General features: G+C 34.7%; 22 protein-coding genes. 3 read left to right on the forward strand and 19 right to left on the reverse strand.

Translation table 11 applies throughout. The annotated features are described in order from the left end of the window. Positions 1–7 precede the first annotated feature (7 nt). The gene (locus tag ABD692_RS12285) at positions 8–811 is read right to left on the reverse strand and encodes a ParA family protein (protein WP_056870038.1); all 804 of its coding nucleotides are present in this window, start codon (positions 809–811) and stop codon (positions 8–10) included. 183 nt (positions 812–994) lie between these two features. On the opposite strand from ABD692_RS12285, the gene ABD692_RS12290 reads away from it, so the two are divergent. After that, positions 995–1,516: an NADPH-dependent FMN reductase gene (locus tag ABD692_RS12290; protein WP_344767357.1), complete on the forward strand. Its 522-nt coding sequence runs from the start codon at positions 995–997 to the stop codon at positions 1,514–1,516. Between the two features lie 445 nt (positions 1,517–1,961). On the opposite strand, the gene ABD692_RS12295 is transcribed toward ABD692_RS12290, so the two are convergent. Both ABD692_RS12295 and ABD692_RS12300 read right to left on the reverse strand, forming a co-directional pair. Then, entirely contained in the window at positions 1,962–3,032 is a 1,071-nt protein-coding gene (locus ABD692_RS12295) for a DUF2891 domain-containing protein (protein WP_344767359.1), read from the reverse strand. Positions 3,033–3,123: 91 nt separating this feature from the next. Next, on the reverse strand, positions 3,124–3,576 hold the full coding sequence (locus ABD692_RS12300) for a substrate-binding domain-containing protein (RefSeq protein WP_344767361.1): 453 nt from the start codon (positions 3,574–3,576) through the stop codon (positions 3,124–3,126). Between the two features lie 209 nt (positions 3,577–3,785). Between ABD692_RS12300 and ABD692_RS12305 the strand changes: the two genes are divergently transcribed. Next, a complete protein-coding gene (locus ABD692_RS12305; RefSeq protein ID WP_344767363.1) occupies positions 3,786–5,255 on the forward strand; it encodes an ABC transporter substrate-binding protein in 1,470 nt (489 codons plus the stop codon). 86 nt (positions 5,256–5,341) lie between these two features. Here ABD692_RS12305 and ABD692_RS12310 read toward each other — a convergent pair whose 3' ends face one another. From ABD692_RS12310 to ABD692_RS12365, 12 genes are all read right to left on the reverse strand, one after another. Next, positions 5,342–7,768, reverse strand: a complete 2,427-nt coding sequence (locus ABD692_RS12310) for a TonB-dependent receptor domain-containing protein (protein WP_316756581.1) — start codon at positions 7,766–7,768, stop codon at positions 5,342–5,344. Positions 7,769–7,989: 221 nt separating this feature from the next. After that, on the reverse strand, positions 7,990–9,228 hold the full coding sequence (locus ABD692_RS12315; protein WP_344767366.1) for a class I SAM-dependent methyltransferase: 1,239 nt from the start codon (positions 9,226–9,228) through the stop codon (positions 7,990–7,992). A gap of 17 nt (positions 9,229–9,245) precedes the next feature. Further along, positions 9,246–10,049 (reverse strand): DUF1365 domain-containing protein, encoded by an 804-nt coding sequence (locus tag ABD692_RS12320; protein ID WP_344767368.1) that lies wholly within the window; start codon positions 10,047–10,049, stop codon positions 9,246–9,248. 226 nt (positions 10,050–10,275) lie between these two features. Further along, positions 10,276–11,520, reverse strand: a complete 1,245-nt coding sequence (locus ABD692_RS12325) for an NAD(P)/FAD-dependent oxidoreductase (protein WP_344767370.1) — start codon at positions 11,518–11,520, stop codon at positions 10,276–10,278. 49 nt (positions 11,521–11,569) lie between these two features. After that, positions 11,570–12,601: an SAM-dependent methyltransferase gene (locus ABD692_RS12330; protein WP_316756571.1), complete on the reverse strand. Its 1,032-nt coding sequence runs from the start codon at positions 12,599–12,601 to the stop codon at positions 11,570–11,572. 67 nt (positions 12,602–12,668) lie between these two features. Next, positions 12,669–13,469, reverse strand: coding sequence for a DUF1295 domain-containing protein (locus tag ABD692_RS12335; RefSeq protein ID WP_344767372.1), 801 nt, complete (start codon positions 13,467–13,469; stop codon positions 12,669–12,671). An 88-nt stretch (positions 13,470–13,557) separates the two neighbouring features. Next, the gene (locus ABD692_RS12340) at positions 13,558–13,887 is read right to left on the reverse strand and encodes a DUF1475 family protein (RefSeq protein WP_316756567.1); all 330 of its coding nucleotides are present in this window, start codon (positions 13,885–13,887) and stop codon (positions 13,558–13,560) included. 229 nt (positions 13,888–14,116) lie between these two features. After that, positions 14,117–14,845 (reverse strand): acyl-CoA desaturase, encoded by a 729-nt coding sequence (locus ABD692_RS12345; protein ID WP_344767375.1) that lies wholly within the window; start codon positions 14,843–14,845, stop codon positions 14,117–14,119. A gap of 133 nt (positions 14,846–14,978) precedes the next feature. After that, positions 14,979–15,476: a cupin domain-containing protein gene (locus ABD692_RS12350; RefSeq protein WP_316756563.1), complete on the reverse strand. Its 498-nt coding sequence runs from the start codon at positions 15,474–15,476 to the stop codon at positions 14,979–14,981. Positions 15,477–15,549: 73 nt separating this feature from the next. Then, positions 15,550–16,104, reverse strand: a complete 555-nt coding sequence (locus ABD692_RS12355) for a hypothetical protein (RefSeq protein ID WP_344767378.1) — start codon at positions 16,102–16,104, stop codon at positions 15,550–15,552. Positions 16,105–16,212: 108 nt separating this feature from the next. Next, a complete protein-coding gene (locus tag ABD692_RS12360; protein WP_316756560.1) occupies positions 16,213–16,446 on the reverse strand; it encodes a hypothetical protein in 234 nt (77 codons plus the stop codon). A 134-nt stretch (positions 16,447–16,580) separates the two neighbouring features. Beyond that, the gene (locus ABD692_RS12365) at positions 16,581–17,564 is read right to left on the reverse strand and encodes a c-type cytochrome (RefSeq protein WP_344767380.1); all 984 of its coding nucleotides are present in this window, start codon (positions 17,562–17,564) and stop codon (positions 16,581–16,583) included. Positions 17,565–18,245: 681 nt separating this feature from the next. On the opposite strand from ABD692_RS12365, the gene ABD692_RS12370 reads away from it, so the two are divergent. After that, positions 18,246–18,479, forward strand: coding sequence for a hypothetical protein (locus ABD692_RS12370; RefSeq protein WP_316756556.1), 234 nt, complete (start codon positions 18,246–18,248; stop codon positions 18,477–18,479). A gap of 251 nt (positions 18,480–18,730) precedes the next feature. Here ABD692_RS12370 and ABD692_RS12375 read toward each other — a convergent pair whose 3' ends face one another. The 4 genes from ABD692_RS12375 to ABD692_RS12390 all read right to left on the reverse strand — a co-directional run bounded on the left by ABD692_RS12375 (position 18,731) and on the right by ABD692_RS12390 (position 22,955). Next, positions 18,731–20,947: a peptidase domain-containing ABC transporter gene (locus tag ABD692_RS12375; RefSeq protein WP_344767383.1), complete on the reverse strand. Its 2,217-nt coding sequence runs from the start codon at positions 20,945–20,947 to the stop codon at positions 18,731–18,733. Then, positions 20,944–22,149 (reverse strand): HlyD family secretion protein, encoded by a 1,206-nt coding sequence (locus tag ABD692_RS12380; protein WP_344767385.1) that lies wholly within the window; start codon positions 22,147–22,149, stop codon positions 20,944–20,946. The genes ABD692_RS12375 and ABD692_RS12380 overlap by 4 nt, the downstream gene beginning before the upstream one ends. Positions 22,150–22,244: 95 nt before the next feature. After that, positions 22,245–22,454, reverse strand: coding sequence for a hypothetical protein (locus ABD692_RS12385; protein ID WP_316756550.1), 210 nt, complete (start codon positions 22,452–22,454; stop codon positions 22,245–22,247). Between the two features lie 267 nt (positions 22,455–22,721). Then, positions 22,722–22,955, reverse strand: coding sequence for a hypothetical protein (locus ABD692_RS12390; protein WP_316756548.1), 234 nt, complete (start codon positions 22,953–22,955; stop codon positions 22,722–22,724). Positions 22,956–23,056 lie beyond the last annotated feature (101 nt).

The raw sequence follows: 23,056 nt of genomic DNA on the forward strand, positions 1-23,056 counted from the left end.
TATAAATTTATAAAGTTGCTGTATCTATGTTTTCTTCTTCTTTTAACAAACCGTTTTTCTTAACAATTTCGCGGGCAAGATTAAGGTAATTAATGGCTCCTTTACAATTTGCATCATGCATAATTACCGATACACCATAACTAGGTGCCTCGCTTAAACGGGTATTACGTTGTATAATGGTATCAAAAACCAATTCATGGAAATGTGTTCGTACTTCTTCTACAACCTGGTTCGATAAACGTAAACGAACATCGTACATCGTTAATAAAATACCTTCTATCTCCAATTCAGGATTTAAACGGTTTTGTACAATTTTAATTGTATTCAGTAATTTACCCAAACCTTCCAATGCAAAATACTCGCACTGAACAGGAATAATTACAGAATCGGCTGCTGTTAGCGCATTTATGGTAATTAAACCTAAAGATGGAGAACAATCGATTATAATGAAATCATACTGATCTTTAATTTTCTCTAAAACCGCTTTCATTTTATACTCGCGATTATTGAGGTTAATCATCTCAATTTCTGCACCTACTAAATCGATGTGAGCAGGAAGTAAATCTAAATTCGGTGTATCAGTTTTCTGAATCGCCTGTAAAGGGTCGATATCATTGATGATACATTCGTAGATACTATCTTTTATATTTCGTGGATCAAAACCGATGCCTGAAGTTGAATTTGCCTGAGGATCAGCATCTACCAATAAAGTTTTGTATTCTAATACGGCTAAACTCGCAGCCAGGTTTATAGATGAAGTTGTTTTACCAACACCACCTTTTTGATTTGCTAATGCAATAATTTTGCTCATCTATATATCCGAAATTTACTCTACGTTTACGTTGGACGTTTTTATTTCATGCCTTTTAATCGGCAAAAAGTTCTATTTTTGCGTTGTTTACGCCCTTTTTCTCAATCAGCTAAGATACAAACTATATGGTAATTTTAGCAATAAGGGCATTCGGGTTTTGCACATCTTATTAACAATTTAAGCATGATTACTATAATTGCCGCCACCAACAGACCCAATAGCAATACGCTGAAAGTTGCTAAATATTACCAGCAGCAACTTAAACAAAAAGGCGTAGAATCTAACTTGTTCAGTTTGGAGCACTTACCTGTTGATGTTTTAAATACAGATATGTTCGGTAAACGGTCTACAGCTTTCCAAAAAATTCAGGATTTAATTTCGAATACGGATAAATTCCTTTTCGTAATGCCCGAATATAACGGCAGCTATCCTGGTGTTTTAAAAGTACTTATCGATGCCTGCAATTTCCCAGATAGCTTCTACGATAAAAAAACGGCCCTTGTTGGTTTATCATCTGGCAAATATGGCAATATCCGCGGCGTAGATCATTTTACAGGGGTTTGCCATTACATCCATCTTCACATTTTACCTTTACGTATTCACATTCCTAATATCAAAACCGAGTTAGATCCAGATGGCAATTTAATTAAAGAAGATACCATTAAATTTACCAACGAACAGATCGAGAAGTTTATTAAATTCTAACCGCATTCAATCTTTCATTCAAGTCAATCGCTTCTTAATCATTTGAAAAGCACAGCCTGCATTTCATTTTATTGTTAGTCCCGTTTTTCGCTTGTACGCTTCGCTTCGTCGTGCCTCCTTGCTGCAGGGTACCGCTTCAACCGTGTTTAAAAACTCAGTTTTCTGCATTAAATAAAAATTTTAAAGGTTTAGTATGTAAGGAAAAAGAAGGGTTTTTTATTCTGAAAAACAGTCTTTTATAAAATAAACTTGGTAGCAGCGAACACGAAGCCCGATTTTTTCATGGGCGAGTAAAGCGAATAACAGGACTTTCGAAACCGATGAGCACCGAAGCTTGATTTTCAAAACAAAAAAATATTTCGGTGTGTGCGGTTACCGACCAAATAATAAGAAATCTTTAAACAAACGCATTCCGAAAAGCTCAGAAAGACATGATTATTATTGGCTATTCAAGCGCATATACCGCAAAAGATGCTAACCAATGGTCGCCACCATAATTACCCGCAAAAACCAGGGGTAAGGCGTTAGCTAAAAACTTGTCAGCAGTTACTTCAAAATGTTTCTTTAATTTATGGTTTTTGGGTAAATCTTTCGCAATTCCTTTCATACACCAGGCTCTTGTAAACGACAAACCCACCAAATGAACGCCTTGATAATCATTAATATCACTAATAACAGGCAAATCGCTGATGCGTTTTAGGCTTCGCTCCTCGTAGAATTTATTAAGCCAGCTTACAAATTGTGCATTCGGTAAAACCCGACGCATTAAATCGGCTATTTCTAAACTTGGCGAAAAGAAATCAGAACCATCGGGTTCTAAATAGGCTGGAGTTGAGGTATTGTCTAAATAAAATGCTTTTGCTTTATCTTCAATTTGTTTTTCGAAAGCCGTGTCTTTGAAGGTTCTGGCCCAATCTAAGGCGAACACCAAACCAAATGCAGTATTTGGATGCACGCCAGTTCTGTTCGGATAGGTTTGTTTAGGTAAATAAGCCTTCCAAAGTGTTAAAATTTGTTTAGTTAAAGGCTGTAAAGCGGCATACCATTTCTTGGCATCTGGATTATCCCAGGTATATAATTCCTGATCTAGCTTTAGTAACCACGCCCAGCCATAAGTGCGTTCGTAAGTATTTGCAACCTGATATTTGGTAAAATATTCGGCCTCTGCAAGCATTTTTTCTGGCGTAAAAGTTTTATTTAACTGCGCAATTATTTCTGCTTTATTTTTAAGATCAGGGATTGTCTTCAACAACCTCAAAAGCATCCAATGTCCATGAACCGAACTATGCCAATCTAAGCAACCATAAAATGCTGGATGCAATTCGCTTGGCAGCAACCTTCCATCAACTGCTGTATTAGCTACGTGCGATGTTTTATTTGGAAATTCTTGAATAATACAACCCATTGGCATTTTCGAGAGCTTTTCTGCGACTTCAGCAGTTAAAGTTGGTACAACCTGCGAATGGACAAATAAAAAGGAAAATAAAAGCGTAGAGATAGCAAAGAACTTCTTCATTGTTGACTGGATTATTAATTTATTATTCTTTATGCTGAAATTTAAATGATGTTTTCTTGAATGACAACTTCAATAAGCAACAAACATTTTATCAGGCTCCAAACCTAATCCATTTATCCCCTTCGTGACCAAAGATAAAAGAACCTGGGTGAAGCATTTCGGCCATATCTTCTATTAAGGAAACTGCATTTTCGGCAGAGCGTTCGCGATTAACATCATCGTTTAATAATATAATACGATTATTTTTTACTGCCTGCCAATCGGCATCTAAAACTGATGGCACTTCACGCATTAAATCGGTTAGTGTTTTTCCTGGTTGGTAATAAATAACAAATGCAGCACTTAAAATATCTGATTCGATCATTCCACCTGCAAGGGCAATTTCTTCCGACAAAAAATAGTTTGGATTGTTGCTAACATCGAGTAAGGCAACAGGCATTTTATCCATAAACTTAATTTTGTGCTCAACAATATCTAAACGTTCCTGTAAATCTTCTTGCTTGCTGGCATCCAAGCCAATAAATAAATCGTTTAAAAAAGACATCTGCATTAAATTTATTAATTTGTGCAAAAATAACAATCCTTTTCATGCTAGGCTCATTTAAGTATATATTTTGGTTTTTTTGCAGTATTATTTTCATTTCGTGCAAAGAGCCAACAAATAATAAAGATAAAAAAACCTTTAATATTAATCTGGATCAGGGCTTAACTTCTTTAGATCCTGCTTTTGCGCGTAATCAAAATGCGATTTGGATGACCAACCAAATTTTTAACGGCTTGGTACAAATCGATTCTACTCTGCAAACCGTTCCTTGTATTGCAAAAACCTGGCAAATATCTGATGATGCTTTAACCTACACTTTTAATCTTCGAAATGATGTTTACTTTCAAGACGATCCTATTTTTAAAAACGGTAAGGGAAGAAAAGTTGTTGCCAGCGATTTTGCATATAGTTTTTATCGTTTAATCGACCCAAAAGTAGCTTCATCTGGAGGTTGGATTTTTAGCGATAAAGTAAAGGATCAAGGGAATTTTATTGCCGTTAACGATACCACATTTCAAATAAAACTAGTTCGCCCATTTCCGCCATTTATGAGTTTACTAACTTCTCAATACTGTTCTGTAGTACCCAAAGAGGTAGTAGAACATTATGGTAAGGATTTTAGAAGTCATCCAGTTGGAACTGGTCCGTTTAAATTTAAGTACTGGAAAGAAGGTGAAATATTAGTGCTTTTAAAAAACGAAAATTATTGGGAAAAAGATTCAACTGGCACCCGACTACCATATATCGATGCCCTAAAAGCTTCTTTTATTACCGATAAGCAAAGCGGTTTTATGAGTTTTTTGAAAAAGGATTTAGATTTTTACTACAGCGTTGATGGTAGCTATCGCGATGATATTTTAACCAAAAGCGGCAAAATGACATCAAAGTATAAAGGCAAATTTACATTAAGAAAAGGGCCTTATTTATGTACAGAATATGTTGGAATTTTAGTTGACACAACTTTAAAGGTTGTAAAAAAATCGCCATTAAGATTTAAGAAAGTTAGGCAGGCCATTAATTATTCCATCGATAGAGATAAATTAATTAAGTATTTAAGAAATGGAATTGGAATTCCTGCAACATCTGGTTTTATACCAAAAGGAATGCCTGGTTTTGATAGCGCTGTTGTACGTGGATATTCTTACAACCCTAAACTTGCAGCAAAATTATTAGTAGAAGCAGGTTTTCCCGAAGGAAAAGGCTTAACGGAAATTACCTTGAATACCACCACAACTTACAAGGATTTAATCGAATTTATTCAAGGTGAATTAAACGCCATTGGTATCAAAACTAAAATAGATGTTAGTCCGAGTGCCAGTTTAAGAGATTTAATGTCGAAAAATAATGTAAACTTTTTTCGAGGAAGCTGGATTGCCGATTACGCAGATGGCGAAAATTATCTGTCGATGTTTTATTCTAAAAACAAGGTTCCATATGGGCCAAACTACACTGCTTTTTACAATAAAGATTTTGATAAACTATTCGAAGAAAGTTACTACGAGCCCGATAACGAAAAAAGATTTAAACTCTACCGCCAAATGGACCAAATGGTAATGGATTATTCACCTGTTATACCTGTTTTCTACGATCAATCGGTTGTAATGTTGCAAAACAATATAAGTGGCTACCCAATGAATCCGCTGAGTTTAATGATATTGAAAAAGGTAAAGAAAAAATAAATTGTTTTTCTTGAATTATAGATTTATGCCATAAAAAAAGCCTTCGATAAAAATCGAAGGCTTTACTTTTTATATGATTTGGGTATCTATTGTTGAACACCGCCCATTCCACCTTGCTGTTGATCTTGCTTAGTATCGTCGTTTTTAATTTTTTTCTTCTCTGTAAATTTAAGCTTACCGAAAGAATAACTAAAGTTAACACCAAAAGAACGAAGTGGGTAGTAAATATTCTGACTTTGATAAACGGTACCTGTTGCAGTAACCGAATTATTAACAGTTTGAATATGTAAATCGCGGTTAAATGGATTCAAAGTATTAATACCAATGCTTCCTTTTTTCTTTAAGATTTCTTTCTTAAATGATGCGCCGTAGAAAATCATCGCATCCGTTTTACCTTGATAGGTTCTACGTGGAGAGTTTACAACACCAAATAACTCAAAGTTATAACCTTTACCAAAACCATAAGCCGAACGGCCGAAAATGTTATAATTCAAGAATGTTCCAGTACTAATATTTAATACTGTATTGGTAACCTCATATGTGTTTAAACCAATGTTAGTCATTAAAGTCCATTTTGGTTTAGGATTGTAAGATGCAAAAACGTTCATTCCGTAAGTTTGCGCTGTACCAACGTTAATGTATGAAGTATAAGTTTTGTTCGTACCGTTTTCAGATATTGGCGAAATTGAACTTTCGATTACGCCACCTGTACGACGGTAGAAGACAGATGCATTGATAATTGAACCTTTAATATAAGTATTGTAGCCTAATTCAAAGTTATCACTAAGTTCAGGATTTAACTGAGGGTTACCTTGCATGATATTAAACTGATCGCTTTCGTTACGGAACGGATTTAAATAGGATTGACCTGGTCTTTGTAAACGACGGTTATAGCTTAATTTTAAAGTTGCATTACCTTTTAAAGTTTGCGATAAAATTGCACTTGGGAACAAATTAAAATAATCATTTTTCTGAACACCACTATTTTGTGTGTTGAAATCAATCTGCGTGTACTCACCTCTTACACCACCTTTAAATTTCAATTTTTTAGTAAGCTCGAAACTAACTACACCATAAACGGAAGAAACATCCTGGTTATATTCAAAATCTTGTGCAGCATTATCAAACTGACTTTTAATATCACGTAAGATGGCTTTTGCGCCAACCTCTAAAGTTGTGGTTTTAGTAAACGGATAGGTATAATCTGTTTGGAAGGTATATTCGTTATTTTTACCAGTATTATTACTGATGGTTTGGAAACCCGCAGGGAAAGCTGCAGAGGTAAGAATATTACTAAAACTTGTTGGTGTACGACCGCTAGATAACTGAGCAGAAATCGAAAATTCTTCTCCTTCTTTTTTGCTTGTTTTTCTGTAATCTACGTTCCAATCCAAGTTATTAAAAGTCATATCCATATCACTAACATTAGTTGCTGGCAAACCATTAATTATGTAATTCGATGCACCAGGACCGCCGTTAGAAAAACTATTCATTTTAACATTAGTACTGATGTTGTTATAAGCATTGAAATCGTAATCTAAACCTAAGCTACCATTATAACCCTGACGGCTCCATTTAGAATAACCATCTTGCGATACGCTATTTAAACTTCCGTTATTTAATGTTGTTTGATTTAAAATAACTACTCTCGAATTTTGAGCGTATGCTAAATTTGTACCCAAGCTTGTATTTACACTTAAACGACCAGTTTTAGCCGTTAAGTTGAAAGAGCCATTGTTTTGGCGGGTTCCAGCAGAAGCATTTACCGTACCACTAACCCCCTGAGCATTAGATTTTTTTGTTATGATATTGATAATACCACCAGAACCTTCAGCATCATATTTTGCTGATGGACTTGTAATTACCTCAACACTTTTAATCTGCTCTGCAGGAATCATTTTTAGAGCATCAGCAACGCTGCTTGCCATTGTGCCAGAAGGTTTTCCGTTAATTAAAACACGAACGGCACCACCACGTAGCTGAACGTTTCCGTTCATATCTACCGATAACATCGGTACTTTACGCATCACATCTGTTGCATCGCCACCAGCATTTGTTCCATCCGCTTCGGCGTTATAAACCATTCTATCGATTTTATTTTCGATAACTGCTTTTGTTCCTGTAACCTGAACTTCTGCCAAACTATTTTCTGTTGATGATATAAAAACATTACCGAGGTTAAAATCGGGTTTGGCTGGTGTAGTGCTTACCAAAACAGTTTTTGTTTTGTAACCCATAAAACCAATTAGCAATTTATAATCGTTTGGTGCAATGTTTTGTAGCACCAATTTTCCTTTAGCATCGGTTACACCACCGTTAACAGATTTTGTTGTTTTAACAGAAATCAAAGAAATTGTTGCGTAATCTATAGGCGCTTTAGTTACCGAATCTAAAACAGTAATAGAAACACGGCCTAAAACGGATGACTTTTGAGCGCCACCCATGCCAAACTGTGCGTTTGCGTTAAAAAATATTCCAAGAATGATGAAGGTTAATAGTAGAATTCGTTTCATTTTAATAGTAGTCTTTTGTAATTAGTCTACGCAAGGTGCATTTTGTTACATAGCTGGAAAATACTTTTTATGCCACCGCGTTAATTTGGTCGGCAAAGGTGAGGTTTTTCTCGGTAAAAAATACCAGAATTTGAAAATGAATCATTTATAAACAAAAAATGGGTAACAAACTTTTAGTTCATTGCCCATTTTATATTTTTTTTTGAATTATTGAATCTTAACTATCTTGAGGTATTATTCGGTCTAGAATAAACCAATTGCATTACATTAATATTCCGCATGGCGAAAGCAGCCTCACAGTAATTTAAATAATAGTTCCATTTGCGAATAAAGGCTTCATCAAAACCCAATGCTTTTGCCTTATCTAAATTCTTATTAAATTCTAAAAACCAAAGATGAAGTGTTTTGGCATAATCCAAACCCATATCTTTCAAATCAACCATAGTTAAATCGCCTGTATTGTTAATGGCATTATTAATTGCAGCAACAGAAGGCAACAACGATCCAGGAAATATGTGTTTCTGAATCCAATCTACTCCATTTCTTAATTTATCATAGCGAGAATCGGGAGCAGTAATTACTTGAAAAGCAAAAATTCCGTTGGGCTTTAACAATTCCTGGCATTTTTCGAAATAGGTTTCTAAATATTGATGTCCGACAGCTTCCAGCATTTCTATTGAAACAATCTTATCAAATGTGCCGTCAATTTTTCGGTAATCCTGAATTATGATCGAAACTTTATCTTCTAAGCCTTCTTTCTTAACACGCTCAATAGCCAGTTTTTGTTGTTCTTTTGAAATGGTTACCGAAGTAACTTTGCAACCATAGTTTTTGGCCAGAAATATTGCATTTCCACCCCAGCCACTCCCAATTTCCAAAACATGATCTGTAGATTTAACTTTTAACTGCCTGGCTAATCTATCGTATTTTGCATATTGAGATTCTTCTAAATTTAAATCATCGTTTAAAAAATAACCACTTGAGTAAGTCATGGTTTTATCTAAAAAAGTAGCAAAGAAATCATTATTTAAATCGTAATGTTCTGATATATTTTTTTGAGAGCCTGCCAAAGTATTCGCTCTGCGTATATGAGTAAGTTTATTAACCCACTTAAAAAGATTAAGGGCTACAGATTTTACCTTGCTTCCAGTAACTGATGGTGCATTTTCGATATTTAGAATTACCCATTTAATAACATTGGTAATGTTGTTGGTATCCCAAAGACCTTCGGTATAACCTTCTCCGAAACCAATATCGCCATACAAAGCTATAGATTTAAAAAAATCGGGATGATTTACCTGAATATTTGCCGAAATTTTATCCTCACCGTTGCCAAAAACTAACGTTTCTCCGCTTGGAAGCGACATTTCAAGTTTACCTAAAGGCATTTTCGATAATGCATTGATTACAATTCTTTCGAAAAAACCAGTTGATGTTTTGGTAGCGACTAGGGAATTCATATTTCTGGAAGCGTTTGTTAAGGTTTATATGGTTTATATACGTTACGTTGTAGCTCAGGGTTTTCGGCTTTTGGATGAAAAGATAGTTTTTTTAACCAAAGTCTAAAAGCTTGCCAATGGATCATACCCATAATTTGCAATGGAATTAATGGAATTGAGAAAAAACACTTTAACAAACTAACATTATTTAATGTTTTTTGTTCACCCTTTAAAGTGCTGATAAAAAATCGATTACCCTGTTTATCAATATCATCGATCTTGATTTCTAATTTATCCGTCGGTATTTTTAAGTTAAAATCAAATACATCATCATGATCGATAAAGGGAGAAACATAAAAGTATTTAGTTGTTATTTTTTTAAATGTATCGCCATCCAACTCCTCTTTTCCGAAGAAAAAAAGTTTCATTTCGCGGTAAGTATTACTAATTTCAGCAACACAACAAACTGGATTTTCAACTTCATCGAAACAATAATAAAACGAAACGGGATTAAAATTATAGCCTAATACATTTAAATTGGTTAAAAGCTTAATTTTTAAACTATTTCCATCAACGCCGTTCTCTTTAAGGTAAGTTTCCAGGTGTTGTCTGGTATTTTTGGTTTGGTCAGGATTTTCCTTTGGTAATTGAAGATGTTCTTGATCCCTAAAAGAAAACAAATTAAACTTATTCCGACTAAACCAACGAAGTTTTTTACCCAATAAATCTATTTCATCCAAATCGATATAGAACATATACACGTTGTACCAAAAAGAATGTTTTTTTGGCGCCAGGCGATGGTGCATTACTTTTGCAGTATATATGGATGATTTTAATGGCATTTATTTCAATTTACAAAAAAAAAATACTTTATCGGTGGGTTGAAGTAAGATGGCAGTGATTAACAGCTTTGTCATTCTGAGCGCCGCGAAAGAATCTAAAGGATATTCATCAAAACGAAAATATCTTTTTATACACTAGCAAGTATTATCAGCAGTATTCTATCGGCATCAGATTCTTCGTGCCTCAGAATAACAAAAAAACTACGGCCGAAATTACCACAACCTTTTACATCATTAAGCACAAATCTACCGCACTTTTATATGCATCTTCATGAAAACCATATTTAAAATAACTGCCACAATAATAAATCGGACCACTTTCATTTAACTCATGCAATCGCTCTTGTGCCTGCATTGCTGGTACATCAAACAACGGATGATGATAATCGATTTCCTTTACAATTTTACTTGGGTTTAAAGTTTCCGTTGGGTTGATTGAAACAAAGTAATTTGTTTTTTTAGAAACACCTTGCAGGCTGTTCATCCAATAAATGGTGCTCGGCAAAAACTTATCACCTTGTTTTTCTACACGGTAATTCCAACTGCTCCAGGCCAATTTAGCTTTAGGCATTTGATCTTCATCAGTATGTACAACCGCTCTATTTAACTGATATTTAAACTTCGAAAGCAACTCGGTTTCTAAAGCGGTTTTATCTTTTACAATATCAAAACTCTGGTCGGCATGGCTCGCCATAATTACTTTATCAAACTCAAACTTCTCTCCTTTTAAATTTTCGACTTCAACCTTTCCGTTTTCTAATCTTTTCACGGAAACGATTTTATTATTTATTTTAATCCGCTCTCTGAAAGGTGCAATCAGCTTTTCCCGATAAGCCTGGCTCCCATTTTGCAAGGTGTACCATTGGTGTTGTGTATCTAAACCCAAAAAACCATGATTCTTGAAAAACCTGATTAAAGTTATCGCTGGGAAATCTAAAATCTGTTCCATTGGCGCACTCCAAACCGCAGCACTCATCGGAATAAGGTATTGCCAAAGCATATCATCACTGTAACCAAATTCCTTAAAAAATCTTCCAATCGAATAATCCTGATACTCAGGTTTATCTAAAATTTCTATACTTTGTTTATTAAAACGGTTAATTTGCATCAGCATTTTTAAATAAGAAATATTAAAAATATTCTTTCGCTGTGCGAATAAATGATTTAAACTCGAACCACTATACTCTAATTTTTTTGGCAAAAACTGAACGCTAAAAGACATATCCGTTTTAATAACAGGAGCATCAATCTCGGCAAACATTTCTGTCAAATTTGGATAGGTTTGGTAATTAAAAACCATAAAACCACTATCCAGATAAATCGGTTTTCCGTCTTCTTCAAGCGTAATGGTATTAGTATGTCCGCCAATGTAATCGGCCTCTTCAAAAACAGTAATATCGTATTTATGTTGCAGTTTATGGGCACAACCCATTCCTGCTATTCCAGAGCCAATAATGGCGAGCTTTTGCATGATGTAATTTTGAGATGTATGATTTTGCTTGGTCTTTCAACTTTTTGCTTTAAGCTCTTTTTTCGAATAAATAATGACAAACCATCCATTCGTTACCTTTATTATAATTAAATAATTCGGCACAACTCATGTAAAACAAACGCCAGTATACCCACCATTTTACAGCCTGATCTTTACCGTAGGTGTTTGCTAAAATTGGCATGATTTCGGTTTTATGTTTATCCATATTGCTTAACCAGGCCTCAGAAGTTTTACCGTAGTTTGTACCGTTTACCACCCAATGTTTGTCGATTTTTAAATCATCATTAAAATAGAAAAATAGATGATTTGATGGCATAATTCCGCCAGTAAAAAAATATTTACTCATCCAATCGGTTTCATCAATTACCTCAAACTTGTAAGCTAAAGTTTTGTGTGTAAAAATATGAACAAACAACTTTCCATCGGGCTTTAAAAAACCTGCAACCTTATTCAGCAAAAATTTATAGTTGCGCATGTGCTCAAACATCTCTACAGAAACAATTCTATCAAAAGTATCGGCAATGGTAAACGTATTCATATCGGCCGTTAAAACCGTTAAGTTTTCAATACCGCGTTGTTTAGCTGTTTCATCAATAAAAATTTTCTGCGTTGCAGAGTTAGAAACCACCGTAAATCTACTTTCAGGAAATTTAGCCGACATATAAAGCGATAAAGAACCCCAGCCACAACCCAATTCCAAAACATTCTGACCACTTTGTAAATCAGCTCTTTTACAGGTTAAAGCCAACATATCATCTTCAGAGGTATCAATATCCTTAACTCCAGGTTTCCAGTAACCACTGCTGTATTTAAGATTTTTACCTAAGCAATATTGAAAAAACTGAGTCGGTAATTCGTAATGCTGTTCATTAGCCTCGGCGGTGTTTACAGCAATTGGCGATTGCTTAAGCTCCTCCACCAAATCCATAAATTTTTCCTGCTGCAGTTCTTCATTATCTAAAGTTTCATCATCTAAACGCTGCTTACAAAGTTTTCTAATACCCAATCGCAAGGCAGTATCAGGAAGTTTATCGTTTTCTAAAAGTTTATCGTACCACATAATTTATAAGTTAATAGCTATAGGTTATAAGTTTGGGCAACTGTACACGCACCTCAACGCACAACCTCTAACCTAATTTTTTCCAAGGAAAAAAAGCACTCGTTGTTTCCTGATATTTTTTATAGGCTACTGGCTTGCTTCTCAAATTTTGCTCTTCATTATTCGGAACGCCCGTAACTTTGGTTAATAAGTATAAAATTATAGCGGGACTAATAATGGCTAAAATTCCCCAAGGAGATGCCAAAGCAAAAACAAAATAAGCCATCCATGTTAACCATTCGAAAAAGTAATTTGGGTGACGGCTGTAATGCCACAAACCTGTATCACAAACTTTTCCTTTGTTTTTCGGGTCTTTTTTAAAGTCTGCAAGCTGTTTATCGGCAATCATTTCACCAAAAAAGGCAATAATCCAGATCCCAATTCCCACAAATTCCCAAATGCTTATCTGTTTAGATAAATTCGCGGTAATAATAAAGAAAGGAATCGCCAGTAATACATTAGAAATGGCCTGAAATTGAAAGAAAAAAAAGAAATTTCTATCCGCTTTTTCGCCCCATTCTTTTCGTAGTTGTTGGTATCGCCCTTCTTCTTCGCTTAAATGACCAATAACACGCTGCCAAAGATGTAAGCCTAAGCGCAGTTCTGCCAATAAAAACATACCACAAATTATAAGCTTTCTGGTTTCAAAACCCTCAGATAAAAAGAAAGTAATTAGGGTAATTACTGGAAAATTTAATGCCCAGAAAACATCTACAACACCAGCATTTTTAATTTTTTTTGCCCACAACCAAACCATAAACATAATGGCGCAGCAAGCAATTAACGATACAAGGGCAATGAAAAACAGGTGTCCCGTTTGAAAAGGCATAAAATTTAAGGTAAAAGGTTTAAGGCCAAAAGCCACAGTTTTAACATAACTGAAACCTTAGCAAGACACCCTACACCTTTAAACTCGCCTATCGCTTACTAAGTAATTCTTTAACACCTTCACCCGGTTTTAGTTTAAATAAATAAACCAAAACATAAGCTAAAGTTGCTATGCTACCTAAACATACGAACAAAATTGTAATAGAGATTTTAAGAATAATACTTTTTTCTTTATAAAACATCCACAAAGTAATAATGAAGATGTTAGCATAGAAATCCCACAGCGTAGCACGCATCCAGGGAATGCTCCCTAAAAAATCCCATTGTTCAAACAGATTACTTTCTAAAGAAGTTGTAATAACCTTATAGCACATAAAAACCAACAGTGCAGAGAAAACGATTTTTAGGAAGTTGATCATAAAATGAGATTTGATATTTATTTGAAAAGCAAGGTTCTGTTTATATCGGTTACAAAAGCCCCGCCATTCGCTTTACTTCGTTACACTCCGTGTTCGCTCCTGTCGGGTTTAAATAACAAAAATCATTACAAAGAAAATGAATAGCAAATGGTACATTTTTCTGCATAAAATTAATTGCCATTGGCTTCAACCAACGGATAAAAATTTTAACAAGCAAATAAAATCTCCCTTAAACCTTCCTAATTTTAATAATCCTCATCCAATGTAGCATCTTCATAACTGGGTATGTTGGATCAAACTCCCACCACTTCGATGCAAAATTCGGACTATTAGGTTTTTTATGGTGATTATTTTGGAACAATTCGCCCATCAAAAGAAAATCCCATGGAAGAGAGTTTTTGCTATGATCATCATTATCGTGGTTTGAATAGCCATATTTATGACCGCACCAGTTAACAATTGCACCATGCAATGGACCCATTAAAAAATGAATTGGTAATAAAACAAATAACCACCAATGGTTAGCAAACATGATGTAAAAACCAATATAAAACAAACCACATCCAATTCTCCAAAACCATGAATCTCCAATTCGATCAACCAAAGGCCACTCAGGGTAATTACCTTGAAAAGCAGGTTCAGGCTGTATTTTAAAATGAAGATAATTCATATACATATTCTTTGTCGCAATCATCATCCCAAAAACATCCTTAAAAAAATGCGGCGAATGCGGATCTTTCTCTGTATCACTATAAGCATGGTGCATACGGTGCAAAATAGCGTAAGCCCTCGGATTTAAAAATGATGAACCTTGCGATATCAATAAAACCAAATAGAAAAATCTTTCCCAAAACAATTCCATTTTAAACATTTTGTGTGATGAATAGCGATGCAGGAAAAATGTTTGGCTAAATAAAGATAAAAACCAATGGCAAAGAAAAAATATTAGAATAATCATGTATTGTGTGTGTACTTTATAAACGAAATTTGAGGGCGTTTAGTTTTGTAGGCCATAGAAACCTAAAAAGTGAGATTTTTGGAATAAAGAGAATCCTGTTCCGCATAACGAAACAGGATTTATGATTGTTATATTATCTACCGAAATCGTCTTGAACTCTAACAATATCGCTTTCATCTGATGGGTTTGAAGCATCAGTATGTTGCCAAATTTCTGCAACAACACCCCAATCTTCTAAACCGATTAAACGATGGCGTTCACCTTGTTGCAATTTAATCTGATCTTTTGGAGCGTATTTTTTTACTTCGCCTTCTTCATCAGTTTCGCTGGTTTTAATACCAACAGTACCGGTTACCACTTGCCAAATTTCAGCTCTGCGGTGATGATATTGCCAAGATAAACGAGTATTTGGTGCAACAATTAAAATTTTAGGGCTTAATTTCCCGCCAATTTTAAGGTCTTCAACGTTTAAACCGTCGAAATAAGTATCGGCAAATTGTTGTGCTTGCGCTTCATCAATAACAAAAAAACCTCCCCAAGGACGGGTTTCATCGCGGTTTACTACATTAAAACCTTCAATTTTTAAGCGTTGTGCAACGTTATCAAATATTTCTTTTTTGTCGTTTTCCATAATTGGCGTAAAAATAATGCTTTGAAATTAAAAAAGCCCCTTCGGGCTTTTTATTTTCTTAATATTTCAAAAACTATTTAATTTCTGACATTACAATATCTGTTGCTTGTCCTGTACTTTGAATAATTAAAGGGAAAGCGGCGTTATTCAACACCCATAATTCTTGTTTCCCATCTTCATTTATAACATGAAAAACATCAACATCTTTTCCATTTATTTTTATCGCAGCAGTTTCAGGTGTTTTAATTTTAAACTTTGCACCTCCATAAGTAAATGCTTTTGTATCCGTTAAAGTTTTAAAAGCATCTTTAGAAATAACAGAAAAAGTTTGAGCATCGCCCAACTTGGTTACACCTAAAGCAGGTTGGCTTACCTGAACTAGTTCTGTACCGTTTGCAAATGCTTTTTCACTCATTTCAAACGAACCTTCTCCATAACCATCTACACCCCAACCAATGCTATAAGGCGCTGTTGTACTAATAATTTTTAAAGCCAATGGAAATTCTTGTCCACCAACGATAGCTGTAGCTGTAATTTGTGTTCCCGTTTTAATTTCGGGCACAAATTTTTGTGCATTAGCAACTAAACAAATCGCTAAAAAGCAATAAATAAGAATAATTTTTTTCATGGGAATTAGTTTTTTATTGAAGATAAAGTTTTTTTCGCAACATAATTATCATACACAAAAAAAGCCTTCAATATTTTAATAATGAAGGCTTTGAGCTATTTTATTTCTTTAATTTTCGAGGAGATTTTCTATAACGCTTTCAATAAAGATCGATTTGCCATTATTCCACGTTTGTGGTGACGACATATCTTCTATTATATGTTTTATTTTAGAATCAGGAATGTTTCCAAGATCCTTAAACTCTGTAACTAAGCTATAAGAGTTCATATCACCAAAACCTCTTAGCTGCCTGACCTTTTGCAGGAAGATGCTTAAATCTGATTTTCGTTGTGGATTTTCCATATAGCAAATTTAGAATTTCCCCTAATTAATCATACAGTAAAAATACCCTTTTTGAAAAAAAATTATTGATTATTATCAACAAAACACAAACTATGCTTAATTTATACAACATATAAAAAAAGCTTAATCGAATTTCAAAGCGCATCTACTTGTCTGGAGTGAACTTCTACCCGATTTTGAATAGGTTTAATACTTACCAAATAGCTATAAATTGCCTCTAAATCGGTTTTTTTCATTCCTCCATACATCACCCAGGGCATTGGAGTATTTATGCCATTGGTTTCTACCAAAGGAGATTGATAATTTTTATCTGAAAATGCTTTGAATCGGTTAACAAACATTACTTTGCTCCATTTGCCAATACCAGTGCTAACGTCTCCCGTAATATTTGAAGAACGCAACATTCCTCCTGGTAATTTAAATTCCATGCCTCCCCCAAATTCGGTTCCCTTAACTATATTTCCTTTATCTGTTTTGCTATGACAGTCTACACAGCCTGCAGCGTTTATTAAGTATGCACCATATTTTAAGGTGTCATTTTCTAAAGGTCTTGTTTGAAAATCAGCCTTTTTAGGCATTGTATTTATGATAAAGTTTACGGGAAAATCAGATTCTGATTTTGCTACTGAATGTTTTATTGGTTTCAGTGTTCTAACATAAGCGATAATGTCATAAATGTCCTTTTTATCCATCTTTCCAAACCGATGCGAAGCCATTACTGGAAACAAAGCTTTACCATCTTTATTTACTCCTGCAGTAATCGCTCGAAAAATTTCACCATCGGTCCAACTCCCCAAGCCATAAGGTGTAAGGTTTGGAGCTACATAAGAACCAGGAAAACCCATTTCCTGATTAAAAACCTCACCTCCTTTACCTAAAGTATTAGCTTTTAAAGGCCCTGCAAATTTAGTCCAGTCTCTTGAACTGTGGCAATCTATACACACAGTTACATGATTGGCCAGATATTTTCCATTTTCAATAGTTTGAAGTGTTTTTTCAATCTTAATTGATGGTGCTGGACCTACCTCGGGAAGGGCGATTTTTACATAAGTTCCAGCTGCGACAGCCAAAAAGAAGATAATTCCAAGTAGGATTAGGATAATTTTGAGAGCTTTCATTAGTTTTTTGTTTTGTTTGTTATCTAAATTTCGCTAAAAAATCTGAATTACAGCACTTTACAAAAAAAATATCTAAAGTTTTTTTAATAATTACATTACTTATTACTTCGGTTTTATTATAAAAGATGTTGATTTTTTAGTTCTAGTATGAAAACTAAAAGAAACTCTGGAAGATCTACAATTGATGATTATTCATTTAAAAAATGCTTGGGGAGGTATACTAATTCAAGGCATCTACCTAATTATTAGCAGACAATAAAGATTACCTGGTAATCAAAGAACACTCGCCTGCGTTTAAGAATAATGTAGTGATTTATACAAAAAATGAGGATGATGGAGACAACTCGTGCAGAATACGATGCTAAAAGAGCGATTTGCTTTTTACAAAAAACTTGAAGGGGAATCAATCATAAGGCCTGGCTGTTTGTCATCCTATGCCACACCTATATCAATGAATATTAGCTTTTTAATAAAAACACGTAGGTAACAGAAACTAAAATTAATTGTTTGCATTAAAGTACAACATACTGCTTTAAACTATTCTCTATATGTGTTGCTATATAGCGTTTTTTATAATCCAAAAGGGTGCTTAAAACGTTTATAATACAAAGACGATGGAAATCGGAAACAGAACAAGCTGAAAATCTATAACAGAGTAGGCAACATTTAAAACTTGAAATTATGAAAATGCAAGAATTGAATTTAAACGAAATGAAAGAAATTAACGGTGGCGGAATTTTTGGAAACAATGATTCTGCAAGTTCGGGCGGATTAGGCGGAAGCCTTGGAATTGGTAATTTATTATCCTTCTCCAATTCTACCCAGGATGGTGACGAATCCAGCAACACCTCGTTCTCATTAGGCAACAATATTGGCGGCAGTTTAGCTGGCATTTTTGATAGCCTTAAATCATAAGTGAATGCCTTATGATTTAAAGGGGCAGTAATCTGAAAAGGTTGCTGCCTTTTTTAGTACTTTAAGGTGCGGTATTCAAAAAAACAGAAGTAAGTTTGGGCCATACGACCCTTAATTCTTCATCAAATAGGTATAACAAAAGCCAAAAGTGTGCTCAATTACAAATTCAGCACGCTGTTTCCATACCAAACAATCAATTCCTGATTATTTCTTCCTGAGAATAAGATCAAAAAACCTAATTACAACTTAATTCATGCTTTTCCTATGGTTGGAAATTGCTTGTTCCACATCTCTCTATATGCGCCCTTCTTATTTAATAAAAATTGATGCGTACCTTCTTCTATCGTTTCTCCTTTATTTAAAACCACAATTTTATCGGCATTTACCACAGTACTTAAACGGTGAGCTATTAGAATAATGGTTTTGCCTTTTTCACGTAATATCGAAATTGCATTGTGAATATATTCTTCCGAGGTGGAATCTAATGATGAGGTTGCTTCATCCAAAATTAAAATTTCAGGCTCGCGATATAAAGCTCTTGCAATCGCTAACCTTTGTCGTTGTCCTCCAGAAAGATTAGTGGCATTTTCACCTAGATAGGTTTCAAATCCTTGTGGCAAATTTTCTATGAAATCCAAAATATTTAACTGGCTGCAAACCCTTAAAACACGTTTCATATCAGGTTCCATTTCACCCACTGCAATGTTATCAATTACATTTCCAGCAAATAAATGCACATCCTGTGGTACAACACCAACCAATTTACGCAAGCTTTCGTTGGTTAAATAATTTATATCAAATTCTCCAATTGTGATATTACCCGACTGAAGCGGGTAGATATTTTGCAGCAATGACAGCAAAGTCGTTTTACCCGAACCACTTTCACCAACAATCGCTGTAATCTTCCCTTTTTGCACTTTCAGGTTGAAATCTTCAAATACGGTAACCCTTGTTCCATACCTGAAGTTTACATGTTTAAATTCGATATTGCCAATCATATCCGTGGTCAGTTCGGTACGATTTTCAGTTTTTTCCCTTTCCAAATCCATAATCTCGAAAAGTCGGTCTGCGGCAATTCTTGCATCCTGAAAAACCTTGTTCATACCAATTAAACCAATAACTGGTCCAGTAAAATAACCTATTATGGCATAAAATGATAAAAGTTCTCCTGGGGTAATTAAATTCTGAATTACAAAACTTGCACCTGCCCAGAGCAGAATAACAGCAAATAAACTAGATACAAAACTACTGGCATTACCAATTAGCAGTGAGTTTGTACCCGAAGTATATACGGTTTTCAGCAATTCTATAAACCTAATTTCAGTTTTAAGATTTGAAAAGTTTTCGAGTCCAAATCTTTTTATTGTACTTACAGAATTTACCGATTCGACTAGTTGATTCTCCAAATCAGCACTTTTCTCCATCAGTTTTCTTTGCGTACTTCTATTCAGTTTATTCGAGAAATAATAAATTATGGCATATAGCGGGATAACCGTAAGCATAATTAACGCCAGTTTCCAGTAATAGGTAAACATTAGCGCAAAAGAAAATATCAGGATGAAAACATTAACGGCAAAACCAATTAACACATCATTAATAAAAGCCCTGATTTTTACGGCATCATTCATTCTCGAAATGATTTCACCAACACGCATGGTATCAAAAAATTGTTGAGGAAGTTTTAATAAATGTTTGTAATAGCCTAAAATTAGCCTGGCATCTATCTGCTGACCAGTTTTTATGGTTAAAAGTGTCTTAGCATAATTGATAAAAATCTGAAGCAAAATGATAATTATCATAACGGTTCCCATCAAATTAAGCAAATTTGTATTGCCTTCTGGTAATACGTTATCTACAATTTTTTGCAGGAAAATCGAGGTGGATAAACCTAAAATAGTATAGAAGATTGCACCAATTAAAACCTGAATCAGTATCGATTTATGGGGCATTAAAAGATACAGAAAACGTTTTTCCAATGAAATACGCTCCGTTCCAGCAGTAAAATCATCTCCAGGAAGCAGCATTAATAAAACACCACTCCATTTTTCTCTGAACTCGCTATGGGGGATTTTTTGCATTTCACCATATGCTGGGTCCATTACCTCTATATAATCAGAATGAATTGCATAAATAACCACGTAGTGCGGCAGCTTATTTTGGATTACATGTGCAATAACAGGTAAGGGGATACTGAAGAGATTATCATAATCGGCTTTTACACCTTTAGCAGAAAACCCCAATCGGCTGGAAGCTTCAATTAAACCTAAAACATTTGTTCCTTTTTTATCTGTCGAAGCATATTGCCTGATTCTGGCAATTGGCATGTCGAGGCCATAATGTATCGCTATTGAAGCCAGACAAGCTGCTCCACAGTCGGTTACATCGTGTTGTTTTATAATGGTTCTTTTTGAATTGGAACCAACGGTAAATTTTGCTTTGATCCTGCTAAAGATTGTGTTCAATTTCATAGGCTTGTTAAAGTATTTTCTTTAGCTTGAGGAATTACATTTGGATTCAGCCAATCGTCTGCTTTATCGTAAAGAAGTTGAAAAAGAGTTCTTCGGGTTACAAAAAAACGAGCTTGCAATGTCATCCCCTTTTTAATTTTCCCCACATAGCCGTTTTTTAAATTAAGACTGTTTTTATCTAATAAGCACCGGACTTTAAAAAAAGGTTGTCCACCATTTTGCATAAAAACATCGCTGGAGATGGAAATAATTTTTCCTGTTGCCATCCCCCATTGATTATAGTTATAGGCATCGATCTGAAACCTGGCTTTGGTCCCTATATTTAATAAACCGATATCTTTTGGTTGTACGTAGGTTTCGGCAATAAGGCCCGAATCTGGAGAAATTTCCCCCAGAATTTCATTTGCAGAGATTGAGCTGCCAGGTTGAATACCTTTTAATTCCTGAACTGTACCAGTTAAAGGTGCTTTTATGGTATAGAATTCCTTTTCCTCCTCATACTGCTTGTCTTTTGTGCCAAGCTGTTGATTTTGAATGGTTAGCTGATTCAACTCAGTTTGCCACTTACTACCTTGTTCTTCGCCGATTAGAGAGAGCTCGTTAAATACATTATCTTTTTTGAGTTTAACCTCATCATACTCTAGCGCAGAAACAGCTTTCTTCTTAAACAAAAACGCATATCTATCAAAGTTTTTTAAGGCCAGCTGGTATCTTGCTTTCGCCTCGGTTACCCTTTGCATAAATAAGCTATATTGCTGACCATAAACGCCTGACTTAAGGTCGAGCTTTTTAGACCAGTCGTTACGTCGATAGGCATTGATCAATAAACCCAAATCAAAAAGCTGGTCTCCTACATCTGTTTGCTGAAACTGGTTCAACTCATCCTTACTTTCAATGTTCTCTTTTTTTATGGTAAATAATATCTGACCCGCTTTAACATGCATGTTTTCTTTAATAAAAAGAGAATCTATTCGTCCAGCTACCAAAGGTTTAATCTCGTTGCGCTCAGCGGTTGGCCTAAAAAGACCTGTGCTTTTTACATTTACATCTACACGGATAAGAAACATTGAAATAAATGCAACAAGCAATACAATCAGTAGTACCTGATAAATAATCTTGGTTCGGGAATTATGAGAATGAAAATGATATTCTGCAGTATTTTCAATAATCTCTTTCGGAAATATATATTTTTCGCTATCCATATCTACTGTTTATATACGAAAAGGAGCGCTTTTAGTTTTATAAAGAATAAAAGAACCGAGTGACTGGTTCTTTCATTTACTAGTTTTTCTAAATTTTATTTGTTTACTCCGATGCCGAAAGCAGATAAATTTAGGTTAATCCCGTTTCCGATGGATATCTTGGTAATGCTATGTTTATCGCCACTATTTCGCTCAATGGTTAAGTTCAACAAACTATCCGTGGAGCTACTTGCCGAAATTCCACTGGAATAGCTTTCGCCGCCACCATTAATTTCCCGCATCTCTTTTATTGATAAATTTTTCATGATAATAGATTTACTTAAACTTACTCTTTTAAAGGTTTTCAGCTTCCCCTTGTTTTGAGAATTTTTGTGCTACTTAGATGATAAACGCATTTCTAGCAGCTAAGGATTACGATTAAGCCGTATTTGAAACAACCCTCCCGAATAAGTTACAACTCCTGGTTGTCGGATATTTAAAACAAAAAAATATATTGAATTTTAGTTTTTTATTAAACAAAAAAGGCTTCGATTAAATCGAAGCCTTTTTATAAACTGAGGTTTTAATTCAAATTAGCTGGTTAAACTTTTGAATAAGCCTTCTAAGCTTCCACCAATGTTATTACCTAAAGAGAACGAGGTTTTACTCGATTCATCTCCGTCTTGTGTTTCATTAGAGAATGATAATAAATTACCAATTCCAATCGAACCTAATAATCCACCTGAACTAGCTGAATCATTACCACCTAATAAACCACCACCGTTGATTTCTTTCATTTCGTTTAAATTTAACTCTTGAAGTTTCATAACGTTTCTAATTTTAATAATGCCTACTCTATTTGAGGTTTTCGGCTAACCCTGCATCGCCTTCGCAATGTTATTATAAAAACGATACAGATGCTAAATTG

The organism is Pedobacter ginsengiterrae, from assembly GCF_039537385.1.
GTDB classification, from domain to species: Bacteria; Bacteroidota; Bacteroidia; order Sphingobacteriales; family Sphingobacteriaceae; genus Pedobacter; species Pedobacter ginsengiterrae.